The sequence below is a fragment of the Serratia sp. HNCC26DJ206 genome, assembly GCF_057180605.1.
In genome coordinates, this window is the sequence record NZ_JBXUGP010000020.1 from 56,603 (window position 1) to 78,562 (window position 21,960).

Below are 21,960 nucleotides of genomic sequence, written 5' to 3' on the forward strand. Positions count from 1 at the left end.
CTGCCATTTTAGTTATTTCTTTAATGCCAAATACTGTTGGCAAATAGGTTGTAGGCCGTAGCTTAACAACTGCTGGCGATTAATTTCTGGTGGCCGAGCATAAATTTCTGCCATTTTCTCCGCCAGTGATTTTTCATTTAATTCCGCCAGGGCATGACTCATTCCCGCATTTTCCAGAATTTCCTCAGGCCCGCCAGGGCAGCGAGTACTCACCACCGGGGTATCGCACAGCAATGCTTCAACCAGTACGTTACCGAAGCCCTCGCTATCTGAGCTGAGTACCAGCATCGTTGCGTGTTTGATCAAGGGATAAGGGTTAGCCTGAAAGCCGAGAAATAGCACACGCTCGGCAATATTCAATTCAGTGGCCAATTTCCTGATGGCATTAATATGCTGTTCATCGCCCGTCCCAACCAAAGCCAACGGAGCTTGGATGCCGGAAAGCGCATAGGCTTTCAGCAGGCGATCGTGACGTTTATGCGGATGAAAACGGCCTACGTGGATTAGATAATCTTGGCCCGCCAGTTCGCAGGGTTCTGCCGCCTGTTGTGCGATCGCGTCAATATCAAACGGGTTGTTAATCACGGCCAACTGCTTGGGCTGAATTGACAGGTTTTGCCGCAGGTCATTCCCCACTGCCTGCGAAACGGCAACGATATTTTGCCCCTGATAAACACGGGCAACTTTGCGCCGCTTTAGCCAACGATCGAGACCGGTACGGTGACCCAGGTAGGACGTCGATAGAATACCGTGAATACAGAACCACAGCCGTTCGGAAGAAAGCACTTTGCTATGGCTGACGATACGATCGGTTTTATGCAGGTTTGAGAACACCAGATCGTAACGGCCGTTCTGCTGCTCGTTGGCGGCGATCGCCTGGTCCAGCATGTTGGCACGACGCGTAAGCTCTGTCAGTTTCCGCCAGGGTTTGCGGCAGTTATCCGCCACCACCTGATAATCGATGCCGTCAGGGATCGGGTAATGACATACGTCACGCAGTGAAATCAGGCTGACGTCATGTCCCATTTGCTGCATGCCCTGGCTCAGTGTCAGTACTACTTTCTCTGCGCCGCCACCGGGTAAACCGTCGATAATCATCAGGATACGCATAATCAGTCCAACAGTCGGTTATAAAGATCGATCAGTTGCTGCGAGAGATGGGCTAGCGTGGCAGGCATGATGCGTAACCTGGCAGCTTCTCCCATGCTTGAACCCAGCGCCTGCTGTGGCAAGGCGTGGATGGCGTCGGTGAGGGCACTGACATCCAGCGCGTCGGTGACAAAACCGTTTTTCCCCGGTGTGATAAATTCAGCGCCACCACAGGTGGTGCTGGTGATCACTGGTAATCCGCATGACATTGCTTCCAGAATCACGTTGGGGAAGGGGTCGTACAGCGTAGGCAACAGCAAAGCATCCGCAGCCTGATAGAACGGCAACGTCTGTTTCTGCACGCCCATAAAGCGCACCCGATCGCTACAGCCCAGCGATTGCGCCAGCGCGCGGTAACGCTTCTCTGCTTTGTCTTTGCCAACAACCAGTAAGTAACTCTCGGTCGGGGCGATCGCGCGGATGGCTGCCGCCAGCCCTTTGCGTTCAAAGCCCGAGCCGACAAAGATCAGACAATGTGCCTGCTGGGGAATGTGGTATTGCATGCGCAATTGTTGCCGCTGTTGTTCGCTGGCCGGTAAAAACGCCTGATTGTCGATAGCGTTATAGATCACCGTGACTTTATCGGCTGGCACGCCGAAATCGGCAATGATCTCTTGCTTGATCATCTCTGCGTTACAAATCACCGCTTTCAGCTCGGGTGCAGCATACATGGCGCGTTCGGCACACATCACATAGCGATGATAACGGTTGGAGAACAACCATTTGCGCCGCCACTCGGGCAGCAGGCGTGCGCGTTGCAGCAGCCAGCGGCGGTGGACACCATCACCGGCGCGGTAGATATCACAGCCGGGAATGCGCTCATGGCTTTGCACTAAATCGAAATTTTCTTTCTGCCATAATGCTCTGGCCGCTTCGGCAAAACCGCGTTCGCGGCTGATGCGCCCGAACTTCATCGGGTTACACAGGTGGATGTGCCAATTTGGATTAACGTCACCCTGCCATTCGCGGGTAATGACGTTCAGATCCAGATCTTGTTGCTCCAGCGCCTCCAGGGCACGGGAAACGAAACGCTCTGCCCCGCCATCCGGGCGGTATTTTTGGCGGACAATCGCCAAACGAAATGCTTTCATGCAAGCGTGCTCCGCGCGGCTGCAATCACCGCGTCTGTAGGAATAAGGTCGAGATAACGCTCATCGGTACCGGTATTGATGGCATCAGGGTCGGGTAGCGTACCGTAGTCTCCGGCCCAAATAACGTGGCCAATCGCCTGCCAGGGGCGCCAGAATACCAGTTTGGATGGCCCAAACAGCGCAATACAAGGGGTTTGCAGCGCAGCGGCCATATGCATCGGTACGGAATCCACACCGAGGAATAATGTTGCGTGATCGATCAGCGCCGCGAGTTGGCGCAGGGTCAACTGCCCGGCCAGAGAAACCACGCCATGCGGTGGGCATTGCTCTAGAATCCGAGCCACCATTTGCTGCTCTTTAGCGTCTGGCCCTGAAGTGATCACCAACTGGTGTCCATCGGCCTGTAGTGCGCTGATGGTAGCAGCCATCTTTTCTTCACTCCAGCATTTGAAAAACCAGCGCGAAGTGGGTTGTACCACAATATAACTGCCGGTGATGCCCTTTTGTTGTAGAAGCTGAAGGCTGGTTTGCCAGTCCTGCGGGTTATAACTCATGGTCACCTGCTGGCTGACGGTGGGTAAACCGAGCGGTTGCAGCAGTGAAAGGTTTTGCTCAACGGTATGCAGATGGGCATGATCGGCCACTGAAACCAGATGTGTGTGGCAATGGCGCCATAAAAAGCCGCGGCGTTTAGGGAAGTCAAAACCCAAGCGGATGCGCGCACCGGTCAGTTTGGCGAGCAGTGCGCTGCGCCATTGATCGGCGAGATTGACCACCAGATCGTAACGCTGTGCTTTTAACTGGCGAATCAGCTTGAGTTCGTGGCCGAGATGCGCCTTGGTTCCCTGTTTTTTCCATTGGCGATCGATAACGAAGATCTGCGACAGCGCCGGGTTGCTGACCAGCATATCCTGCGTTTCTTGGTATAGCAGGACGTCAATCTGTGCATCAGGGTAGTTTTGCCGCAGAGTATTGATGACCGGTGTGGTGAGCAGCATATCGCCATGATGGCGGAGTTTAACGATCAAAATACGCTGTATTGGCGTGGCAAAAGCTAAGGCTGGTGCATCGTTCATCATGAGTCGCTTTCAGAGAAACCAATCACTGATTCTAAATGACCCGATTGCATGTGGCTACTGTTGCTCAATTTTCTTGCCAGTAACGAAAAAATAATCGGTTTTGGAGATAAACGTGGCATAACGTTGTCCAAACAAGGCAGTAAAGTTGTTTGCCCTCGCTAAACAGGCTGCGTAACATGATGTATTCCGTTGAGATCAGGCTCGATATTTATGACCAAACCGGCGTTTCTTATCACCATTGATACCGAAGGCGATAATCTGTGGCAAAACCACGATCGCATTTCGACCGAGAACACGCGTTTTCTGCCGCGCTTTCAGGCGCTGTGTGAAAAATATGCCTTCAAGCCGGTTTATCTCACCAATTATGAAATGGCGATGGATGCAGAATACGTCGAATTTGCCCGCGATGTGATTGCGCGCGGAACCGGTGAGGTGGGGATGCATCTGCACGCCTGGAACAGTCCGCCGCTGACGCCGCTCACCGATGATGACTGGCGTTATAAACCCTATTTGATTGAATATCCTGCCGAGCAGATCCGTGCCAAGGTCGATCATATGACCAAACTGCTGGAGGATGCTTTCCAGACCAAAATGCTCAGCCACCGTGCCGGGCGTTGGGCGTTTAATGAGTTTTATGCCTCACTATTGCTGGAGTATGGCTACCAGGTGGATTGTTCCGTGACGCCGCGCGTCAACTGGCAGTATTCGCCGGGTAACCCGCAGGGTAAGGGCGGCACCGACTATCGTCACTTCCCGTCGCAGGCTTATTTTATCGACCCGCAAGATATTGCCAAACCGGGTAATTCGGCGCTGTTGGAGGTGCCGATGAGCATCCAGTATAAACACTCGGCGCTGATGAATGCGGTAAAACAGGGCTATGATCGCCTGCGGGGAAAAAAACGTTCGCCGTCGGTGCATTGGCTACGCCCAGCGGGGGGCAATTTGGAGCAGATGAAGCAGGTTGTGCAGCGTTCGTTGGCAGAAGGCAATGATTACGTTGAGTTTATGCTGCACTCTTCCGAGTTTATGCCCGGTGGCAGCCCGACGTTTAAAACCGAGCAGGATATTGAAGCTTTGTATCGCGATCTGGAGCAGCTTTTTGCCTGGTTGCAGCAACGCACGGTAGGAATGACGTTGGCTGAATATTATCAAAAGCAGATGAAAACTGGTTCATAACATGAAAATCAGAAAGATGAAGTATACTCATTGGTTTTTATCTGTTTACAATTTGCTGTTTGGCAATATAAAACCGAAAGAATCGTTGAGCGCTGACTATCCATTCAAACGTATCGTTGTGTATTCTACGACTGCTCTGGGGGACTTTATGTTTAATACCCCAACTATGCGGGCTTTACGCCGACGATATCCAGACGCCCATATTACACTGGTAGCGGGTATGGTTAATTATGGGATGGTGAAAGATTACCAGTGCTTTGATGAGGTTATTTTCTGGAATAATAGATTCCGGGATATGATACCGGCCGTGTGTAAAATCCGAAAACGCAAACCGGAACTGGCCGTCATTCTGCATGGCCATCTTCCTTACGATATTCTCAGTGCGGCTTTGGCAGGCTGCCAATATATCCTTAGAGATAATTATTTGACGTTACCTAAAGAGTTCGATTCTTGGGTGATAAGTTGTTCACTGAACTTCAGGGGTCATCTGATCCAACGTAAGCTGGATTTGATGCAGTTTCTAGGAGGGGATTCCTCCAAGATTGAGATGGAAATCCCCTGCCCATTTGAGAAGTTAGTAAAGCCCGCCGGGCGGATACGGATAGGATTCAACATGGGTGCCTCAACCCGCGAGCGCTGCTGGCCAGTGGGTTACTTTACTGAATTGGCTAAGAGAATGATAGATTTTCATGGTGACAAGTGCGATATCGTGATCATTGGTTCTCGCGCCGATCACGATCTGGTTGCTTCTCTGCTGGCTGATCTGGACAGCGACCAACAGCAGCGGGTGAGCAATTATGTAGGCAAGACTTCGTTACCACAATTAATTGGCGTGATCGATTCTCTAGACGTGCTATTAACCGGTGATACTGGCCCGCTGCATTTAGCTGTGGCATTGAAAGTGCCGACCATCAGCCTGTTTGTGACTGCCAGCCCCAAATTTACCGGTCCTTATCAGAATAGAGAGTTACATCATGTGATCGATCTTTCCAGCAGCCACCATAATGCGTTGAGCACCCATCCTGAACAGCCATTATCGATTATCTCTGTAGAACAGGTGTATGGAATATTAGAAAAAATGCACATGACTTCCGCAGCAAATTAGCTCTAATTCAGTGAAGGAGTGAAATGAACATTGTTATTACAGGATATGCCTTGGGGGGTTACGGTGGTATGGAAACCGTATGCAAAAGGCTGGTTGAACTGATTGTGGCAAATAATCCTGGTGCCAAGGTTGATTTTATCTTTTTCAACGAAAAGGGAGAGGTAGATGAGCAGTGGTATGCAGGGTTAAGCGCCCAGATGATTTCCTCAACCGTGCATAACACTAAGCTAAGGCGGTTGCGTTTCGCCTTTGCCTTATCCGGTTTCTTGCGTAGGCGTAAGCCGGACTTGGTGATCGCTTTGGACACTCTTTCCTGTTATATCGCTAACGTCGCCAGAAAACTGTGTCTGGGCCGATACCCTATTGCTTCCTGGCTGCATTTCTCATTGTACGACCTATACAAATACACGTATATCTTGAAGGCCGACGCTCACTTGGTGATCAGCCACGGTATTAATCAGCAGGTACAGGAACTAGGTGTAAAAGAAAGGGATATTTATACCGTTTTTAATCCGGTAGAAAAAACCGAGGACACTATTCCGGTTAGCCATTCACCTGCCAATTTCATTTATATTGGGCGTGTGATTTTCGAAGGGCAAAAGCGTCTGAAAGACTTGCTGGACTCGTTGGTCGCCCTGCGAGGGGACTGGCGGCTACATGTTGTGGGAAGTGGTGATGATTTAACTCAATGCCAGCAACATGCTGAACAGTTGGGGCTTTCTGATCGAATTCTATGGCATGGCTGGCAAGCACAACCTTGGCCCTATGTTAAAGCGAATATTGGCGATCTGAAGGCATTGGTACTCACCTCTGCATTTGAAGGGCTACCAATGACCTTGCTGGAAGCCATGGCTCATGGCGTATATTGCGTGAGTTCAGATTGCCCAACGGGCCCTGCAGACGTTATTGATGGCACCAACGGCCGTTTGTATGCTGTAAATCAACTGACAAAGTTGACAGAGATTTTGCAGGCATTGGTTGATGGGGAAATCATAATTGACCAAGCGCAGATCAAACAGTCGATTGCCAAGTTTTATGACGCCAGCTACTACTTGAATTTCAAACAAGCTCTGGACAGTATCATGCTGAATTATCACGGCAAATAATATATTAACCCGGCTCAGGATCCCTGGCCGGGTGAAATTATTCTTGGTTTATTGCCAGCGGGTTTTTTCTTGCAAATAGCGCGATACATATCATATAGAACAATAATGATTCTGCACTAATTAGCAAGACGTCGGTTAAGCCATAAACAATCATGCAGCAACCAATCATCAGCAACGGGGTATTTTTTTGTATCAACGACCGCGTGATAATATACCCATAGAAAAACAGTACTGTCAGTAAGCCAACAATACCCTGCAGGGAGGCGGCCTCGATCAGTTCGTCATGCAGATGTGAGTCGATATAGATCAGTGCCGTCTGGTTTTTTGGATCGTTAGCGATGATCTCAGCTGCTTGTGTATGGCGTGCTTCAACGGTATTGCCGAAAGGATGCTGCGAGAAGATTTCTAACCCGACATGCCATAATGAGAAACGGGAACCAAGTGATGAGAAATCGTCACCTTTCTGATACTGCATAATTTCGGTGCTGGTCTGTTCGATCTTGGGTTTAATATATTTACCGTAGGAGGCCACGCCTGCCAGCCCGACCAATGCCATGACGATCAGCAGCGGCTTAAGATGGATTTTTCGGAAATGGAACAGCATCATCAGCAGAATAAGCAACAGATGCGAGAGTATTGCGGCGCGGGTTCCCGTCATAACCACGATCAGGAATGAAATAATAATGATCGCCGCTGTTGTAATACGGTAGCCTGTACTGTGTTTTAACTTGATCAGCAGATAGATAAGCAAAATAGACAGCGTTGAGTAAATATATGCCGCTATGGTTGCGCGGTTAGTGCTGAGTTCAACACGTTCAATACCGTGATAAACCTGATAGATAGCGTAACCTGTCGCTAGCACAAAAGCCAAAACAAAGGCTGCAAGCAAGTACCGACGATAATTGAATGTAGCTAAATAGTGCGAGAAGTGGGTGATATAAAAAATCAATACTCCACCCACTACCAGTTTTTTACCGGCATCTAGCTGAGTCACTCCGAAACCATAACCCTGCATATGGCGGTAAGACACCAGCGTCCAGATAATTTTCACCAGCCCTATCATGATGATGGCGTAGGATATATCCATCTTTGGTAAGCGGATATTTTTTCTTTCGACGAAAAGGCCAAACATAGCAACGTAGAAAGAGAAATAGAAAAGCTCCCGTTGACGGGCAGTAATAATCAAAGTAAAAACAACGGATAAAACGGCCAGTATAAAACTGATGAAATATAATCTTTGCCCTATTTTTTCCATAATAATTTTACCGCTTTCTTCTTATAGCTGAATCTTATCGTTGGATTGATAAAAAAACCAAGGCAACGAGTTTCACGTATTTTCTTATTGAGTGTATTCAATTGTACGCTTTGTGTGATCCACTTTTTCTGTTTTAATTCGATATCCAGCCAGTGGCACAGGACTAAGTCATGAAATTTTTGACCAAAAAGCGTATCCATTTTTTCCGTGCATAAAAACAGATTATGTATCTTTTCTGCTGACGGTGAATTCGATAGGCTGAAGCTCCGCTTTATATATAAATAATGGCTCTCGCGTGAGAATACAATATTTCTGGATTGTGTGAGAATTTGTGGGAACACATAGAAATCTTCGTAACAGGTAAAGCTTGGAATAGGATTGGCCAGCAGCAGAGTACGCTTGATAAATTGCCCGATTAAATGTGCCTGAAAATCCTTATGGAGCAGAAAACGTGTTATCGCATCATCCTGGGTCAAACACTCTGTTTGTAAACCGTTCCAGATCTTATCTGCCTGGGAAAGCTCGCGTACCTCATGCAGTTTTGTCAACAATAGATCAGGTTTTTTGTTGTCGAGAAAAATGCTTATTTCATTCAGAGAATTGCTTTTTAGCAGGTCATCACTGTCGAGCATAGTGACGTATTCACCATGGCTATTTGCAATAGCAAAATTACGCACCTTGCCGATATTTTTGAATTCTACGCTGAAATAACGTGCTTGAGGAACTGCCTGGGCGAACTCGTCAAGCAATGCCCCTGTGTCATCAGTGGAAGCATCATTAACCAAGATGATTTCGCACCTTGTAATGCTTTCGCCCAGTGCGTCAAGCAGGCTTTGCAGTGTTGCACGCAGGTAGTGGCTGCTGTTGTGGGCGGCAATAATGATGCTGAGCAAAATGTTTTGCGTGGGCATATTAACGTGCATCCTCGTTGGTCAGAATGGGTGCTAACAGCCCCATGACCTGTTGTGCGCTGATATCCTCCATACTATTCCCCATATCAGGGCGGCAGGCGCACTGATTCCGCCCATACCCCCCAATCAATCCCGGATCGGTCGGGCCAAACAGCGTGATATTCGGGCGATCCAGCGCGGCGGTCAGATGGCTGAGCCCGGTATCCACCGACACCACGCCTTTTGCACCGGCCAGTACTTCCGCTACCTGCTGTAAGCTGAGTTTCGGCAGCACTTCAACATGTGCAAACCCTTCCGCCAGCCGCAGGGCGCGCTGATGTTCATGCGCTGCTCCCCATGGCAATTTTATCTTCAGCCCGATCGCGGCAACCAACTCAATCAGTTCGCGCCAGTGTGCTTCCGGCCAGTGTTTTTCATCACGCGTGGTGGCGTGCAGGAAAACCAGATATTGCCCGGTATCCGCTGGTGGTTGGCTGAGAAAACGGGCGGCAATGGCGTAATCACCTGCGCTCTGCGGTTTTTCATAGCCCAGGCTTTTGGCGAACAGCTCACGCAGGCGTTCCACCGCATGCTGCTGTTTATCAATCTCATGGCGATGATTATAGAACCAACTGGCAAAAGGCTCGCGGGCGCTTTTGCAGTCTGGGCCGTGCTTGCTGCCGCGCGCGATGCGGGTTACCAGCGCGGCGCTTTTCATCAAACCCTGAGCGTCGATCACGATATCATAACTGCGTTCCCGAACCAGGCGCTTGAAATCGCAGCGCTGCTGGCGGGTTTCGGGGCCGAACCAGTTTTTGCGCCAGCGGCGAATGGCCACCGGAATAACGCGGTCCACCGCCGGATGCCAACTGGGGATCTGGCCGAACCCTTCTTCCACTACCCAATCGAAACGGATGCCGGGGATGGCATGCATCGCATCGGTCAAGGCGGGCAGCGTATGGAGCACATCCCCCATGGATGAGGTTTTGACGATCAGAACCTGCATGTTTATTCCTCGCTGGCGGCAAGTAACGGCGTCAGCGCGTCCAACACCTGCTGTGGTTGAATATCGATCAGGCTCTGGTGATAGCCCTGATCGGCATCACCTTTACGGACTTTATGATAGCCGCTAATCAGGCGGATGACTTTTGCCTTGTTGGACAGCGGCGGCGTGAAATCCGGGCTGCTTGGGCCATACAAGGCTATCAATGGTTTATTCAATGCTGCGGCAACGTGCATCAATCCTGAGTCATTACTGACCACCGCCTGGCAGGAAGCCAGCAGAATCACCGCCTGTTCCAACTGGGTTTCACCGGCCAGATTGCGGCAGAAATCACGCGATTCTTCGGCCAGCGCGGCGCGGATCTGTTCCCCGGCGTCGTGATCTTTAGCCGAACCAAACAGAGTGATCTGATAGCCTTGGTCGATCAGTCTCTGTGCCAGTGTGGCGTAGTGATAATGCGGCCAGCGTTTCGCCGGGCCAAATTCCGCCCCTGGGCAAAAGCCGATAATCGGCCGGTGATCGGTGAGGTTAAAGGCGGAAGTGGTTTCGGCAATCTCTTCGTCGCTCACCTGCAGTTGTGGCCACAGCAACGGCTGCGGCAAGTCTGCGGCTAGCTGTATCCGCTGTTTGTCGTAAGCTAGCGCGACATAGCGTTGCACCATCAGCGGGAAGGCGGCTTTATCCAGCACGCGGATATCATTGAGCAGGCCGTAGCGCATTTCACCCCGCCAACCGGTGCGCTGCGGCACGTTGGCGAAGAACGGCACCAGGGCGGATTTGAATGAATTGGGCAACACGTAGGCGCGATCATAACCGTTGGCGCGCAGGCTGTGCCCCAAACGGTGGCGCTCGCCCAGCCCCAGTGCACCGTGGCCCAGCGGCATCGCCAGCGCCTGATTGACTTCCGGCATGCGCGCCAGCAATGGGCGGCACCACGCGGGTGCCATCACATCGATTTCCGCTGACGGATATTCGGCCTTCAGGGTGCGGTAGAGACTTTGCGACATCATCATATCGCCAACCCACGAAGGGCCGATAACCAGAATTTTCATACCCTTTGCAGGTTCCTTCCGCTTAAGCGGTGCGATTCAACCAGGCCATATATTCTTTGACGCCTTCAGCGACCGTTTTGAACGGCGCGTTGTAACCGGCAGCGCGCAGTTTGGTCTGATCGGCCTGGGTATAAGCCTGATAGCGGCCTTTCAGCTTTTCAGGGAATTCAATGTATTCCACTGCGCCTGACTGATGGTATTCCACCACCGCATCGGCCACCGCCTGGAAGGTTTCTGCCCGGCCGGTGCCACAGTTGAAGATGCCGGACACGCCATTCTGCCAGAACCACAGGTTAACCGCTGCAACATCACCCACGTAGATGAAGTCACGCTTGAAGTTTTCGCTGCCAGAGAACAGTTTTGGGTTCTCGCCACGGTTAATCTGGTTGTTCAGATGGAACGCCACGCTGGCCATGCTGCCTTTATGGCCTTCGCGCGGGCCATAAACGTTGAAGTAACGGAATCCGCACACCTGCGAATCCGCCTCTGGCAGGATTTCACGCACATATTGGTCGAACAGGAATTTGGAGTAACCGTAAACGTTCAGTGGCTGCTCGTACTGGCGCTCTTCGATAAAGTTATCGGTGCGCCCGCCGTAGGTGGCGGCGGAAGAGGCATACAGGAACGGGATTTGGCGATCCAGGCAAAAGTGCAGGATGTCTTTGGAGTACTGATAGTTATTATCCATCATGTACTTGCCATCCCACTCGGTGGTAGACGAACAGGCACCTTCGTGGAAAATGGCGTCGATGTCGCCGAGATCGTCACCGGCCATGATGCTGGCGATGAAATCTTCTTTATCCACATAATCGGCAATATCCAAGTCCACCAGATTGACGAATTTGGTACCGTCTTTCAGGTTATCCACCACCAGGATATCGCGATACCCAGTGTCATTCAGTGCCTTTATGATATTGCTGCCGATCATGCCAGCGCCGCCAGTGACGATAATCATTGGGTTTACCCCTGTATTCTTGCCGGTGACGCACAATGCTCCACCCGATATGCTGCCTATAATAGCATTTCATGCCAGCGGGAACAGCGTAACGGTTCTTAATGTCCCGTTCGATGAGTACATATCCTAGTTTGCCGTGATATCTGCTGCACTTTTCATATTCTCTACCGCGCATTGTCGTCAGTTTGCCAGTAAATCAGTAAAATATGTTGAAAACGTCCCTATTCTGGAGATTACCGAATGTCCACGTCCTTTTACCAGCAGCTGGAGCAACAGCTTGCGACCACCCGTGCCGAAGGGCTGTTCAAAGAAGAGCGTATTATCACCTCTGCACAACAGGCCGATATCGCCATCGCTGATGGCCGTCATGTGATCAATTTCTGCGCCAACAACTATCTGGGGCTGGCGAATCATCCGGCACTGATTGCGGCCGCGAAGGCGGGCATGGACAGCCACGGTTTTGGTATGGCATCGGTGCGCTTTATCTGCGGCACGCAGGACAGCCATAAACAGCTTGAACAGAAACTGGCCGATTTTCTGGGTATGGAAGATGCCATTCTGTACTCCTCCTGCTATGACGCTAACGGCGGCCTGTTTGAAACCCTGCTCGGCCCAGAAGACGCCATCATCTCTGATGCGCTGAACCACGCCTCGATCATCGATGGTGTGCGCTTGTGCAAAGCCAAGCGTTATCGCTATGCCAACAACGATATGCAGGGGCTGGCCGAACAGCTCAAGCAGGCTAAGGCCGATGGCGCTCGCCACATTATGATCGCCACCGACGGGGTGTTCTCAATGGACGGCGTGATCGCCAACCTGCAAGGCGTGTGCGATCTGGCCGATGAATACAATGCGCTGGTGATGGTCGACGACTCTCACGCGGTGGGTTTTGTCGGTGCACACGGGCGTGGAACGCATGAATACTGCGAAGTGATGGGCCGCGTCGATATTATTACCGGCACGCTGGGTAAGGCGCTCGGCGGTGCTTCCGGTGGCTATACCGCCGCGAAGAAAGAGGTGGTGGAGTGGTTGCGCCAGCGTTCACGCCCGTATCTGTTCTCTAACTCACTGGCACCGGCGATCGTTGCTGCGTCAATCAAAGTGTTGGAACTGCTTGAAGACGGCGACGCGCTGCGCGATCGCCTGTGGGCCAACGCGCGCCTGTTCCGTGAAAAAATGACCGCGGCAGGTTTTACGCTTGCCGGTGCCGATCACGCCATCATCCCGGTGATGCTGGGTGAGGCGAAATTGGCACAGGATTTCGCCAATGCTTTGCTTAAGGAAGGCATTTATGTGACGGGCTTCTTCTATCCGGTGGTACCGAAAGGCCAGGCACGTATTCGCACCCAGATGTCTGCCGACCACTCACCGGAGCAGATTGAGCGTGCTGTTGCTGCGTTCATCCGTATCGGTAAAGAACTTGGAGTCATTGCATGAAAGCATTAGCAAAGCTGAAAGCGGAAGAAGGTATCTGGCTGACCGATGTGCCTGAGCCTGAACTGGGCCACAACGATGTGATGATCAAAATCCGTAAAACCGCCATTTGCGGCACCGATATGCATATCTACAACTGGGACGACTGGTCGCAGAAAACCATTCCGGTACCGATGGTGGTTGGCCACGAATACGTCGGTGAAGTGGTGGCGATCGGTCAGGAAGTCAAAGGTTTCAGCATCGGCGATCGCGTGTCCGGCGAAGGGCATATCACCTGCGGGCACTGCCGCAACTGTCGCGCTGGCCGCACGCATCTGTGCCGCAACACCATTGGCGTGGGGGTTAACCGCCCAGGGGCGTTCGCTGAGTATCTGGTGATCCCGGCTTTCAACGCGTTCAAAATACCGGACAATATTTCCGACGAACTGGCCTCGATCTTCGATCCGTTTGGTAATGCGGTGCATACCGCGCTGTCTTTCGATCTGGTGGGTGAAGACGTGTTGGTTTCCGGCGCAGGCCCGATCGGCATTATGGCGGCTGCGGTGTGCAAACACGTGGGCGCGCGCCATGTGGTGATCACCGATGTGAATGAGTATCGTCTGGAGCTGGCGCGTAAAATGGGCGTGACGCGGGCGGTTAACGTCAGCAAAGAAAACCTGAATGATGTCATGGCAGAGTTGGGCATGACCGAAGGGTTCGACGTGGGCCTGGAGATGTCTGGTGCGCCACCGGCCTTCCGCACGCTGCTCAATGCCATGAACCACGGTGGCCGCATTGCGATGCTGGGGATCCCGCCGTCGGATATGTCCATCGACTGGAATCAGGTGATCTTCAAGGGGCTATTTATCAAAGGGATTTATGGCCGTGAAATGTTCGAAACCTGGTACAAGATGGCGGCACTGATCCAATCTGGTCTGGATCTGACACCGATGATCACTCACCGTTTTCCTATTGATGATTTCCAGCAGGGCTTTGACGCCATGCGTTCGGGTCAATCTGGGAAAGTAGTGTTGAGCTGGGATTGATGTAATTGGCGGAGCTGGTGCTCCGTCTAGACGGCAGACAAAGCCGGTTATTAGGGGGAGCGTGCCGAAGGGGTCGTAACGGCGTAAGCCGCCGACAAATTTGCCGGGAGCAAATTTGAACGACGTTAAGTCGGCCCGTAGGGTGGGACACAAGGATGTGTCCCATCATAGCCCCTCGGTGCGCTAGACCCGGGTATCTCGGGCTAGAAAGCGACTTTGTCATCAATCTCAGGCGGAACTGGTGCTTCGCCTATTAATCTTACGGCTTGGATTGCTCTGAACCCAACCAATACTGCCAACGATGTTTGAGCAACAGCACCACCGGTGACTGCGCCACGCTCTCCCCGATCACCATCAGCACTCTGCTGGCATCCACTTTCTCTTTTGGCAGTTTAACCTTGCACTGCTTGATGGCACCGGTAAACGGATTCTTCGGCTGTACGGTGTGCGGTTTCGGCGGTGGAACATAGCTGCCTCCGCTTTGCTGTGGTTCATTCAGCAGGGCACTGGGTTTTACCAGCACGATATCGCTCGGCAACGTGGCCAGCATCTGTTGCAGTACTTTCACCGTGGCCGGACGCGGGTGGCCGATGGCAATGGCAGAACCGCTGCGGCGTGCCAACTCAACCGCACGGTTGAACTGACGGCGGATATCGTCCGGGTTGGCGGTATCGTCAAGAAACACTTTGCGTTTGATCACTTTGACATGGGTACCGGCCGCAGCGCGCATTGCCTGGCTGTTGCCGATGGTCATGCTGTCGAGAAAATAGAGCTGATAACCCTCAAGCGCCTGCATCACCTTCTGCATACCCGGCAGGCTGGAGGTCATCGCGCTACCCATATGGTTGTTCATCCCCACGGCATAGGGCACGTTATTGACCGCATTACGGATGAGGCGCTGAATTTCTTCACTGCTCATCGAAGGTTGCAGCGTATTGGGTTCCAGCGCTTGCTTGCTGAGCGGCGCCATTGGCATATGGATCAACACTTCACGCCCCTGGCTGTGAGCTTTAGTCGCCATCATCCGGGCGTGGGGCGCGTTGGGCAACACGGCGACTGAGACAGCCGTGGGCATTTGCATCACAGCGTTCTCTTCATGTGGGCGATAGCCGACATCGTCAATCACGATGGACAGCTTCCCGGCTTGTGCGGCACAGGCCAGCAGCAGAGAACCCATCAGGATAGCGGTACGCAATTTGCTATAGTGCAATCTATCTTCCCAACCATGGCAGTGGGTTAACGGCCTGACCCTGGCGACGGATTTCAAAATAGAGCGATGGCGTTCCCTGACCACCGCTGGTGCCTACCAGCGCGATAGGCTGGCCTGCACGCACCTGCGCACCGACGTTGACCAGTGCGCTCTGGTTGTAGCCATACAGGCTCATATCGCCTTTACCGTGCTCGATCACCACCACCAGACCATAGCCTTGCAGCCAGTCGGCCAGCAGAACACGGCCATCGGCGATGGCTTTCACTTCGCTGCCTTCGGCAGCCGAGATCACCATCCCTTTCCAGCGTAATTCACCTTGCAGTTGTTCGCCAAAGCGATGTTCGGTGCGGCCACGCACTGGCCAAACGGCCTGCCCTTCAGGGCGACCTAAACCGCCGGTGCGCGCCATTAGTGAACGTTCGCCTTCGCTAGGCTGATAACGCGTACCGGTTTTCTTCGCCTGCTGTTCTTTGGCTTTAACCTGTTCACGCACTTTGGCGGCTTCACGCGCTTCGCGTTCTGCGCGAGCCCGTGCCTCACGCTCGGCGCGGGCGATCTGATCACGCAGGCGGGTTTCGTTCTGGCGCAGTTCCACCAGCCGCTGCTGATCTTTTTCCAGCGAGGCTTCCAGTGAAGTCAGGGTTTTCTTGCGTGCGCTGCGCGCCTGTTCCAGCTTCTGTTGCTGGGTTTGCTGCTCGCCGAGTAACGATTTCTGTTGGCCCTGTTTGACCACCAGCGTGCCTTTCTGCTCGGCCAGCTGTGTGCGGGTTTGTTGCAGTTGTTCAATGGATTGCTGGCGCGCCACATTCAGATAGCTGAAATAGGCCAGAATACGTTCACTGCGCTGGCTCTCTTCACCGCTGAGGATCAGCTGCAACGCGCTGTGTTGCCCCTGCCGGAACGCGGCATCAAGCTGTTTGGCAAGCATTTCCTGCTGGGTAGATTGCTGTTTTTGCAGTTTGGCGATCGAGGCATTCAGGCCAGAAATATCTTTGCCCAGTTCGCTGAGCGTGCCTTGCGTATCTCGCAGCGAACGGCTGGCTTGCGCGATGGTTTTTTCTTGCAGTTTGAGTTGTTCTTGCAATGAACTGCGCTGTTGCTGTTGTTGCTTCACCGCCTTTTCTTTTTCGGCGATGCTTTGTTGCAGGTCTTTGAGCTGGGATTTGTTGTCTTCTGCCGCATGGCTGGTTAACGGCAATAGCAATGCGCCAGCGAAAAGTACGCTGGCGCAGACGGAGGTCAACTTGCGTAGCGCAGAGCATTCAGGCAGTAATTGGCTGCCTGAGCGTGCACTTCGGATGACCCTTGGTAGTGCAAAATTCGCCTTCTCCCTCATGGAGAAGGATTATTCCACGATGAACAGCGGCTTACCAGTCATCTCTTGCGGGATTTCCATGCCCATCAGCGCCAGCATGGTCGGTGCGATATCGGAAAGCTTACCACCTTCAACCGCCTTGGCCGGTTTGCCGACATAAATCAGCGGCACTGGCAGGCTGGTGTGCGCGGTATGCGCCTGGCCGGTAGCCGGATCGCGCATCTGCTCGGCGTTACCGTGGTCTGCGGTGATCAGCAATTGGCCATCAACGGCTTTCACTGCATCAACCACCTGCGCAATGCAGTGGTCCAGCGTTTCTACCGCTTTGACTGCCGCATCATAAACGCCGGTATGGCCCACCATATCGCCGTTCGGATAGTTACAGATGATGGCGTCGTACTTGCCGCTGTGGATAGCGGTCAGTAACTTTTCGGTCAGCTCTGCGGAACTCATTTCCGGTTGCAGATCGTAAGTTGCCACTTTTGGTGAGTTGATCAGCACGCGTTCTTCGCCTTTGAACGGCTCTTCAACACCGCCGTTGTAGAAGAAGGTGACGTGAGCGTATTTCTCGGTTTCTGAAATGCGCAGCTGGGTTTTGTCGTGCTTCATCAGCCACTCGCCGAAGGTGTTCGCCAGCGAAGCCGGTGGGTAGGCACAGGCGGTCTGGATGTCGGCGGCGTATTCGGTCAGCATCACGAAATCACCGAATTTCACCACTTTAGCCCGTGGGAAACCGTCGAAATCGGCATTGACAAAGGCGCGGGTGATCTGGCGCGCGCGGTCGGCACGGAAGTTCATGAAGATCAGCGCATCGCCGTCATTCATCTGTGCAGTGGCTTCACCTGCGGCCTGAATCACGGTTGGTTTCACGAATTCATCGTTTTCATCGCGTGCATAGGCGGCTTGCAGCGCGGCAACGGCGTTATCGGCGGTGTATTCGCCTTTGGCCTGAGTCATCAGATCGTAAGCCAGTTGCACGCGATCCCAACGGTTATCACGGTCCATGGCGTAGTAACGACCAATCACGGAGGCAATGCGCCCGGCACCCAGTTTGGCGAACTCATCACTGAAACGTTTCAGTGTGTTTTCAGCACTGCGCGGCGGGGTATCACGCCCATCCAGGAACGCATGCAGGTAAACGGCTTTAGCACCACGCTGTGCGGCGAGTTTGATCATCGCCAGAATGTGGTCTTCGTGGCTGTGCACGCCGCCAGGGGACATCAGACCCATGATGTGGACTGCTTTGCCCGCTTTCACCGCGTTGTCTACCGCAGCGGTCAGGGTGGCATTGGTGAAGAAGTCACCGTCTTTGATTTCTTTGTCCAGGCGGGTCAGATCCTGATAAACGATGCGTCCAGCACCCAGGTTGACGTGGCCCACTTCCGAGTTGCCCATCTGGCCATCAGGCAGACCAACATCCATGCCGGAGGCGGCAATCAGGGTGTGCGGCTGTTGCTGCCACAGACGATCCATGACCGGCGTTTTGGCATTCAGGATCGCGTTGTCCTGCTGTTCTTCCCGGTGGCCATAACCGTCCAGGATCACCAGAACCATGGGCTTTTTCGTACTCGACATTGCTATAACCTCGTTATGATCGCTTAAGTTGTGAATAGCCATCAACCCGTTGGAATGATGGCTATTCACCCTCCAGAACCGAATGATTTTACAACAAAGCCGGGAAAAAAGAGCCTAGAAAGATCAAAGTTGCGTTGAACAATGGCGACTTTCCTTGTGCCATTGCGGTAATTTTTCGGCGCAGACCGCAGTTTCTGCATTCACGCTTGCTTATTGGCTGTATTTGCCGCATTCGGCAGGTATACTCTGAAACCTTGACTTATTTTCCCCTAACTGACGGGAGTTGTTACACCCCATGCTGCAAGAAATTATGCAATTTGTTAGCAGGCATCCCATACTGAGTTTGGCTTGGGTGGCGCTGCTGGCTGCGGTGATCGTTATGACCATCAAGGGTCGTTTCTCTAAAGTGAAAGAGATCACCCGCGGCGAAGCTATTCGCCTGATCAATAAAGAAGATGCTGTGGTGGTAGATACCCGCAGCCGGGATGATTTCCGTAAAGGTCACATTGCCAATGCCATCAATCTGACGGCAAGTGAGATCAAAAGCGGCAGCCTCGGTGAGTTGGAAAAACATAAAGCCCAGCCGATCATTGTGGCTTGCGCTAATGGCACCACATCACGCGAGCCAGCAGAAAACCTGGATAAAGCCGGTTTTGTCAGCGTTTACACCCTGAAAGACGGGATTGCGGGCTGGAGCGGTGAAAACCTGCCATTGGCACGCGGCAAGTAATTTATTTACGTAGTTGTAGTTTAAGGTGGTTTTTTCCATGGCTAGCATTGATATTTACACCAAGGCAACCTGTCCGTTCTGCCATCGCGCCAAAGCGTTGCTGAACAGTAAGGGCGCTGCGTTCAACGAGATTGCTATCGATGGCAATAACGTGAAGCGCGAAGAGATGATTGCGCGCAGTGGGCGAACCACCGTGCCTCAGATTTTCATCAGCGGTCAGCACGTGGGTGGCTGCGATGATTTACATGCACTCGATGCTCGTGGTGGCCTTGATCCGCTGCTTTAAGCGGGTAGTTATACCCACAGCTTGCAGTCTCAAGCCACCAGGGTATACCGGTTACTGAGTGTCAATAAGGATATTTAACTAAGGGTACCAGACAAATGTCAGAACAAAACACCACAGAGATGGCTTTCCAGATCCAACGTATCTACACCAAGGATATCTCTTTCGAAGCGCCAAACGCTCCGCAAGTATTCCAGCAGGAATGGCAGCCAGAAGTTAAACTTGATCTGGATACCGCTTCCAGCCAATTGACTGATGGCGTGTATGAAGTGGTACTGCGCGTAACCGTAACGGCGTCTCTGGGCGAAGAAACTGCGTTCCTGTGTGAAGTTCAGCAGGCGGGCATCTTCTCCGTAGCCGGGATCGAAGGGACGCAGCTGGCGCACTGCCTGGGCGCATACTGCCCGAACATTCTGTTCCCGTATGCGCGTGAGTGCATCACCAGCCTGGTTTCTCGCGGTACATTCCCGCAACTGAACCTGGCACCGGTCAACTTTGACGCGCTGTTCATGAGCTATCTGCAACAGCAGCAACAGCAGGCCGAAAGCGAAGGTGCCGAACCACATCAGGATGCCTGATGAACACCGTCAATGCTTCAATGACTGTTATCGGTGCCGGCTCGTACGGCACCGCATTAGCGATTACGCTGGCGCGTAACGGCCACCCGGTCATATTGTGGGGGCATATCCCCGAAAAAATTCAGATTATGCAGCGCGATCGCTGCAATCAGGCGTTCCTTCCCGACGTTGCTTTCCCCGATACTTTGCTGCTCGAAGCCGATCTGGTCCGTGCGCTGGCGGCCAGCCGTGATGTGCTGGTGGTGGTGCCGAGCCATGTATTTGGTGACGTGCTGCGCCAGTTGAAACCGCATCTGCGCCCGGATGCCCGCATTGTGTGGGCCACCAAAGGCCTGGAAGCGGAAACCGGCCGGTTGCTGCAAGACGTGGCGCGCGAAGCGTTGGGCGATAATATACCGCTGGCGGTGATCTCTGGGCCGACGTTTGCCAAAGAGCTGGCAGCCGGGCTGCCGACGGCGATCGCCCTGGCGGCCACCGACGAGCAGTTTGCCCAAGATTTGCAGCAGTTGCTGCACTGCGGCAAAAGCTTCCGCGTGTACAGCAACCCCGACTTCATTGGGGTGCAGTTGGGCGGCGCGGTAAAAAACGTTATCGCCATCGGCGCTGGCATGTCCGACGGTATCGGCTTTGGTGCCAACGCGCGTACCGCGTTGATCACCCGTGGGCTGGCGGAAATGAGCCGTCTTGGTTCCGCGTTGGGCGCTGACCCGTCAACGTTTATGGGCATGGCGGGGTTGGGTGACCTGGTGTTAACCTGCACGGATAATCAATCGCGCAACCGGCGTTTCGGTATTATGCTGGGGCAGGGTATGGATGTGAATGAAGCACAGGCCAGCATCGGTCAAGTGGTGGAGGGCTATCGCAATACCAAAGAGGTGTTGGCGCTGGCGCAACGTCATGGCGTGGAAATGCCGATTACCGAGCAGATTTACCAGGTGCTGTACTGTGATAAAGATGCCCGTGAGGCTGCGCTGAGTCTGCTGGGGCGTACCAGAAAAGACGAAAAACACAGCGCTTGACCTAAGGAAGGGTTCAGGACCAGAAGTCTTGTGCCTCAGGATTGGATTGAGCCACCTTGCCGGAAACCCTGGCAAGGTGGCTTGTTTTGTAAGGCAGAGAGGAAAGCGATGTCAGTAGAAGAGTTAGAGCAGGTCTGGAGCAATATAAAATCAGAGGCGAGAGCACTGGCTGATTGTGAACCGATGCTGGCTAGCTTTTTCCACGCGACGTTGCTTAAGCATGAAAACCTGGGCAGTGCGCTCAGTTATATCTTAGCCAACAAGCTGGCCAATCCGATCATGCCAGCGATTGCCGTACGTGAAGTGGCGGAAGACGCTTACCGTTCTGATTCCCAAATGATTGTTTCGGCGGCCCGCGATATTCTTGCGGTGCGGCTGCGCGACCCGGCGGTGGATAAATACTCTACGCCACTGCTGTACCTCAAAGGTTTTCACGCTTTGCAGGCCTATCGCATTGCACACTGGCTGTGGAGGCAGGGGCGGCAGGCCCTGGCGGTTTACCTGCAAAATCAGATCTCTGTCGCCTTTAGCGTGGATATCCACCCGGCGGCCACCATCGGCTGCGGCATCATGCTCGATCATGCGACCGGCATTGTGATCGGTGAAACCGCGGTGGTGGAGAATAACGTCTCTATCCTGCAATCGGTGACCCTCGGTGGGACCGGTAAAACCAGCGGCGATCGCCACCCTAAAATCCGTGAAGGCGTGATGATTGGCGCAGGTGCCAAAATTCTCGGCAATATTGAAGTGGGCAAAGGGGCGAAAATCGGTGCCGGTTCGGTAGTGCTGCACTCTGTGCCACCTCATACCACTGCCGCGGGCGTGCCTGCCCGCCTCGTCGGACGGCCTGAAAGTGATACGCCGTCGATGGATATGAATCAGTATTTCAACGGCGTGAATCACGGGTTTGAATATGGCGACGGGATTTAA

The 21,960-nt window shown here is 52.9% G+C and carries 21 protein-coding genes; 10 read left to right on the forward strand and 11 right to left on the reverse strand.

The features are described from left to right. Window positions 1–12: 12 nt before the first annotated feature. The 3 genes from AC2A1E_RS14720 to rfaQ are packed head-to-tail and all read right to left on the reverse strand — an operon-like array spanning window position 13 to window position 3,319. Window positions 13–1,110 carry a glycosyltransferase gene (locus AC2A1E_RS14720; protein WP_484384372.1) on the reverse strand — a complete coding sequence of 366 codons (1,098 nt, stop codon included), beginning with the start codon at window positions 1,108–1,110 and terminating at the stop codon, window positions 13–15. A gap of 2 nt (window positions 1,111–1,112) precedes the next feature. Beyond that, complete coding sequence (locus AC2A1E_RS14725) at window positions 1,113–2,240, reverse strand: glycosyltransferase family 4 protein (protein ID WP_484384373.1); 1,128 nt, start codon at window positions 2,238–2,240, stop codon at window positions 1,113–1,115. After that, on the reverse strand, window positions 2,237–3,319 hold the full coding sequence (rfaQ, locus tag AC2A1E_RS14730) for a putative lipopolysaccharide heptosyltransferase III (protein ID WP_484384374.1): 1,083 nt from the start codon (window positions 3,317–3,319) through the stop codon (window positions 2,237–2,239). The genes AC2A1E_RS14725 and rfaQ overlap by 4 nt, the downstream gene beginning before the upstream one ends. 210 nt (window positions 3,320–3,529) lie before the next feature. On the opposite strand from rfaQ, the gene AC2A1E_RS14735 reads away from it, so the two are divergent. Genes AC2A1E_RS14735 through AC2A1E_RS14745 form a run of 3 tightly spaced genes read left to right on the forward strand, consistent with a single transcriptional unit; the run spans window position 3,530 to window position 6,706 of the window. Continuing rightward, window positions 3,530–4,495 carry a polysaccharide deacetylase family protein gene (locus AC2A1E_RS14735; RefSeq protein ID WP_484384375.1) on the forward strand — a complete coding sequence of 322 codons (966 nt, stop codon included), beginning with the start codon at window positions 3,530–3,532 and terminating at the stop codon, window positions 4,493–4,495. 1 nt (window position 4,496) lies between these two features. Further along, entirely contained in the window at window positions 4,497–5,600 is a 1,104-nt protein-coding gene (locus tag AC2A1E_RS14740; RefSeq protein WP_484384376.1) for a glycosyltransferase family 9 protein, read from the forward strand. Window positions 5,601–5,623: 23 nt separating this feature from the next. Further along, window positions 5,624–6,706, forward strand: coding sequence for a glycosyltransferase (locus AC2A1E_RS14745; RefSeq protein WP_484384377.1), 1,083 nt, complete (start codon window positions 5,624–5,626; stop codon window positions 6,704–6,706). A 37-nt stretch (window positions 6,707–6,743) separates the two neighbouring features. On the opposite strand, the gene AC2A1E_RS14750 is transcribed toward AC2A1E_RS14745, so the two are convergent. Genes AC2A1E_RS14750 through rfaD form a run of 5 tightly spaced genes read right to left on the reverse strand, consistent with a single transcriptional unit; the run spans window position 6,744 to window position 11,861 of the window. Beyond that, the gene (locus tag AC2A1E_RS14750; protein ID WP_484384378.1) at window positions 6,744–7,961 is read right to left on the reverse strand and encodes an O-antigen ligase family protein; all 1,218 of its coding nucleotides are present in this window, start codon (window positions 7,959–7,961) and stop codon (window positions 6,744–6,746) included. Then, complete coding sequence (locus tag AC2A1E_RS14755; protein ID WP_484384379.1) at window positions 7,949–8,872, reverse strand: glycosyltransferase family 2 protein; 924 nt, start codon at window positions 8,870–8,872, stop codon at window positions 7,949–7,951. The genes AC2A1E_RS14750 and AC2A1E_RS14755 overlap by 13 nt, the downstream gene beginning before the upstream one ends. 1 nt (window position 8,873) lies before the next feature. After that, on the reverse strand, window positions 8,874–9,857 hold the full coding sequence (gene rfaC / locus AC2A1E_RS14760; protein ID WP_484384380.1) for a lipopolysaccharide heptosyltransferase RfaC: 984 nt from the start codon (window positions 9,855–9,857) through the stop codon (window positions 8,874–8,876). Between the two features lie 2 nt (window positions 9,858–9,859). Next, on the reverse strand, window positions 9,860–10,906 hold the full coding sequence (gene rfaF, locus AC2A1E_RS14765) for an ADP-heptose--LPS heptosyltransferase RfaF (protein WP_484384381.1): 1,047 nt from the start codon (window positions 10,904–10,906) through the stop codon (window positions 9,860–9,862). Between the two features lie 22 nt (window positions 10,907–10,928). Next, entirely contained in the window at window positions 10,929–11,861 is a 933-nt protein-coding gene (rfaD, locus tag AC2A1E_RS14770; RefSeq protein WP_484384382.1) for an ADP-glyceromanno-heptose 6-epimerase, read from the reverse strand. A 240-nt stretch (window positions 11,862–12,101) separates the two neighbouring features. Here rfaD and kbl point away from each other — a divergent pair, with 240 nt between their 5' ends. Beyond that, on the forward strand, window positions 12,102–13,298 hold the full coding sequence (kbl, locus tag AC2A1E_RS14775; RefSeq protein WP_484384383.1) for a glycine C-acetyltransferase: 1,197 nt from the start codon (window positions 12,102–12,104) through the stop codon (window positions 13,296–13,298). Further along, window positions 13,295–14,320 (forward strand): L-threonine 3-dehydrogenase, encoded by a 1,026-nt coding sequence (gene tdh / locus AC2A1E_RS14780; protein ID WP_459400573.1) that lies wholly within the window; start codon window positions 13,295–13,297, stop codon window positions 14,318–14,320. The genes kbl and tdh overlap by 4 nt, the downstream gene beginning before the upstream one ends. Before the next feature lie 259 nt (window positions 14,321–14,579). Here tdh and AC2A1E_RS14785 read toward each other — a convergent pair whose 3' ends face one another. From AC2A1E_RS14785 to gpmM, 3 genes are read right to left on the reverse strand one after another with little or no spacing between them, the layout of a single operon-like run. Further along, window positions 14,580–15,530, reverse strand: coding sequence for a divergent polysaccharide deacetylase family protein (locus AC2A1E_RS14785; protein WP_484384384.1), 951 nt, complete (start codon window positions 15,528–15,530; stop codon window positions 14,580–14,582). 1 nt (window position 15,531) lies between these two features. After that, window positions 15,532–16,866: a murein hydrolase activator EnvC gene (envC, locus tag AC2A1E_RS14790; RefSeq protein WP_484384385.1), complete on the reverse strand. Its 1,335-nt coding sequence runs from the start codon at window positions 16,864–16,866 to the stop codon at window positions 15,532–15,534. 9 nt (window positions 16,867–16,875) lie between these two features. After that, entirely contained in the window at window positions 16,876–18,420 is a 1,545-nt protein-coding gene (gene gpmM, locus AC2A1E_RS14795; protein ID WP_484384386.1) for a 2,3-bisphosphoglycerate-independent phosphoglycerate mutase, read from the reverse strand. Between the two features lie 295 nt (window positions 18,421–18,715). On the opposite strand from gpmM, the gene AC2A1E_RS14800 reads away from it, so the two are divergent. From AC2A1E_RS14800 to cysE, 5 genes are all read left to right on the forward strand, one after another. After that, entirely contained in the window at window positions 18,716–19,150 is a 435-nt protein-coding gene (locus AC2A1E_RS14800; RefSeq protein WP_459400569.1) for a rhodanese-like domain-containing protein, read from the forward strand. Window positions 19,151–19,187: 37 nt separating this feature from the next. Further along, window positions 19,188–19,436, forward strand: a complete 249-nt coding sequence (gene grxC / locus AC2A1E_RS14805; RefSeq protein WP_484384387.1) for a glutaredoxin 3 — start codon at window positions 19,188–19,190, stop codon at window positions 19,434–19,436. Window positions 19,437–19,531: 95 nt separating this feature from the next. Then, entirely contained in the window at window positions 19,532–20,011 is a 480-nt protein-coding gene (gene secB, locus AC2A1E_RS14810) for a protein-export chaperone SecB (protein WP_459400567.1), read from the forward strand. Beyond that, window positions 20,011–21,030: an NAD(P)H-dependent glycerol-3-phosphate dehydrogenase gene (gene gpsA / locus AC2A1E_RS14815; RefSeq protein WP_484384388.1), complete on the forward strand. Its 1,020-nt coding sequence runs from the start codon at window positions 20,011–20,013 to the stop codon at window positions 21,028–21,030. Before secB ends, gpsA begins: the two co-directional genes overlap by 1 nt. 108 nt (window positions 21,031–21,138) lie before the next feature. After that, a complete protein-coding gene (gene cysE / locus AC2A1E_RS14820) occupies window positions 21,139–21,960 on the forward strand; it encodes a serine O-acetyltransferase (protein WP_484384389.1) in 822 nt (273 codons plus the stop codon).

Excerpts from the sequence above, each read along its gene's own strand:
- AC2A1E_RS14720 (WP_484384372.1), bottom strand. The coding sequence starts at position 1,110 with ATGCGTATCCTGATGATTATCGACGGTTTACCCGGTGGCGGCGCAGAG.
- AC2A1E_RS14725 (WP_484384373.1), bottom strand. The coding sequence starts at position 2,240 with ATGAAAGCATTTCGTTTGGCGATTGTCCGCCAAAAATACCGCCCGGAT.
- rfaQ (WP_484384374.1), bottom strand. The coding sequence starts at position 3,319 with ATGATGAACGATGCACCAGCCTTAGCTTTTGCCACGCCAATACAGCGT.
- AC2A1E_RS14735 (WP_484384375.1), top strand. The coding sequence starts at position 3,530 with ATGACCAAACCGGCGTTTCTTATCACCATTGATACCGAAGGCGATAAT.
- AC2A1E_RS14740 (WP_484384376.1), top strand. The coding sequence starts at position 4,497 with ATGAAAATCAGAAAGATGAAGTATACTCATTGGTTTTTATCTGTTTAC.
- AC2A1E_RS14745 (WP_484384377.1), top strand. The coding sequence starts at position 5,624 with ATGAACATTGTTATTACAGGATATGCCTTGGGGGGTTACGGTGGTATG.
- AC2A1E_RS14750 (WP_484384378.1), bottom strand. The coding sequence starts at position 7,961 with ATGGAAAAAATAGGGCAAAGATTATATTTCATCAGTTTTATACTGGCC.
- AC2A1E_RS14755 (WP_484384379.1), bottom strand. The coding sequence starts at position 8,872 with ATGCCCACGCAAAACATTTTGCTCAGCATCATTATTGCCGCCCACAAC.
- rfaC (WP_484384380.1), bottom strand. The coding sequence starts at position 9,857 with ATGCAGGTTCTGATCGTCAAAACCTCATCCATGGGGGATGTGCTCCAT.
- rfaF (WP_484384381.1), bottom strand. The coding sequence starts at position 10,906 with ATGAAAATTCTGGTTATCGGCCCTTCGTGGGTTGGCGATATGATGATG.
- rfaD (WP_484384382.1), bottom strand. The coding sequence starts at position 11,861 with ATGATTATCGTCACTGGCGGCGCTGGCATGATCGGCAGCAATATCATA.
- kbl (WP_484384383.1), top strand. The coding sequence starts at position 12,102 with ATGTCCACGTCCTTTTACCAGCAGCTGGAGCAACAGCTTGCGACCACC.
- tdh (WP_459400573.1), top strand. The coding sequence starts at position 13,295 with ATGAAAGCATTAGCAAAGCTGAAAGCGGAAGAAGGTATCTGGCTGACC.
- envC (WP_484384385.1), bottom strand. The coding sequence starts at position 16,866 with ATGAGGGAGAAGGCGAATTTTGCACTACCAAGGGTCATCCGAAGTGCA.
- gpmM (WP_484384386.1), bottom strand. The coding sequence starts at position 18,420 with ATGTCGAGTACGAAAAAGCCCATGGTTCTGGTGATCCTGGACGGTTAT.
- AC2A1E_RS14800 (WP_459400569.1), top strand. The coding sequence starts at position 18,716 with ATGCTGCAAGAAATTATGCAATTTGTTAGCAGGCATCCCATACTGAGT.
- grxC (WP_484384387.1), top strand. The coding sequence starts at position 19,188 with ATGGCTAGCATTGATATTTACACCAAGGCAACCTGTCCGTTCTGCCAT.
- secB (WP_459400567.1), top strand. The coding sequence starts at position 19,532 with ATGTCAGAACAAAACACCACAGAGATGGCTTTCCAGATCCAACGTATC.
- gpsA (WP_484384388.1), top strand. The coding sequence starts at position 20,011 with ATGAACACCGTCAATGCTTCAATGACTGTTATCGGTGCCGGCTCGTAC.
- cysE (WP_484384389.1), top strand. The coding sequence starts at position 21,139 with ATGTCAGTAGAAGAGTTAGAGCAGGTCTGGAGCAATATAAAATCAGAG.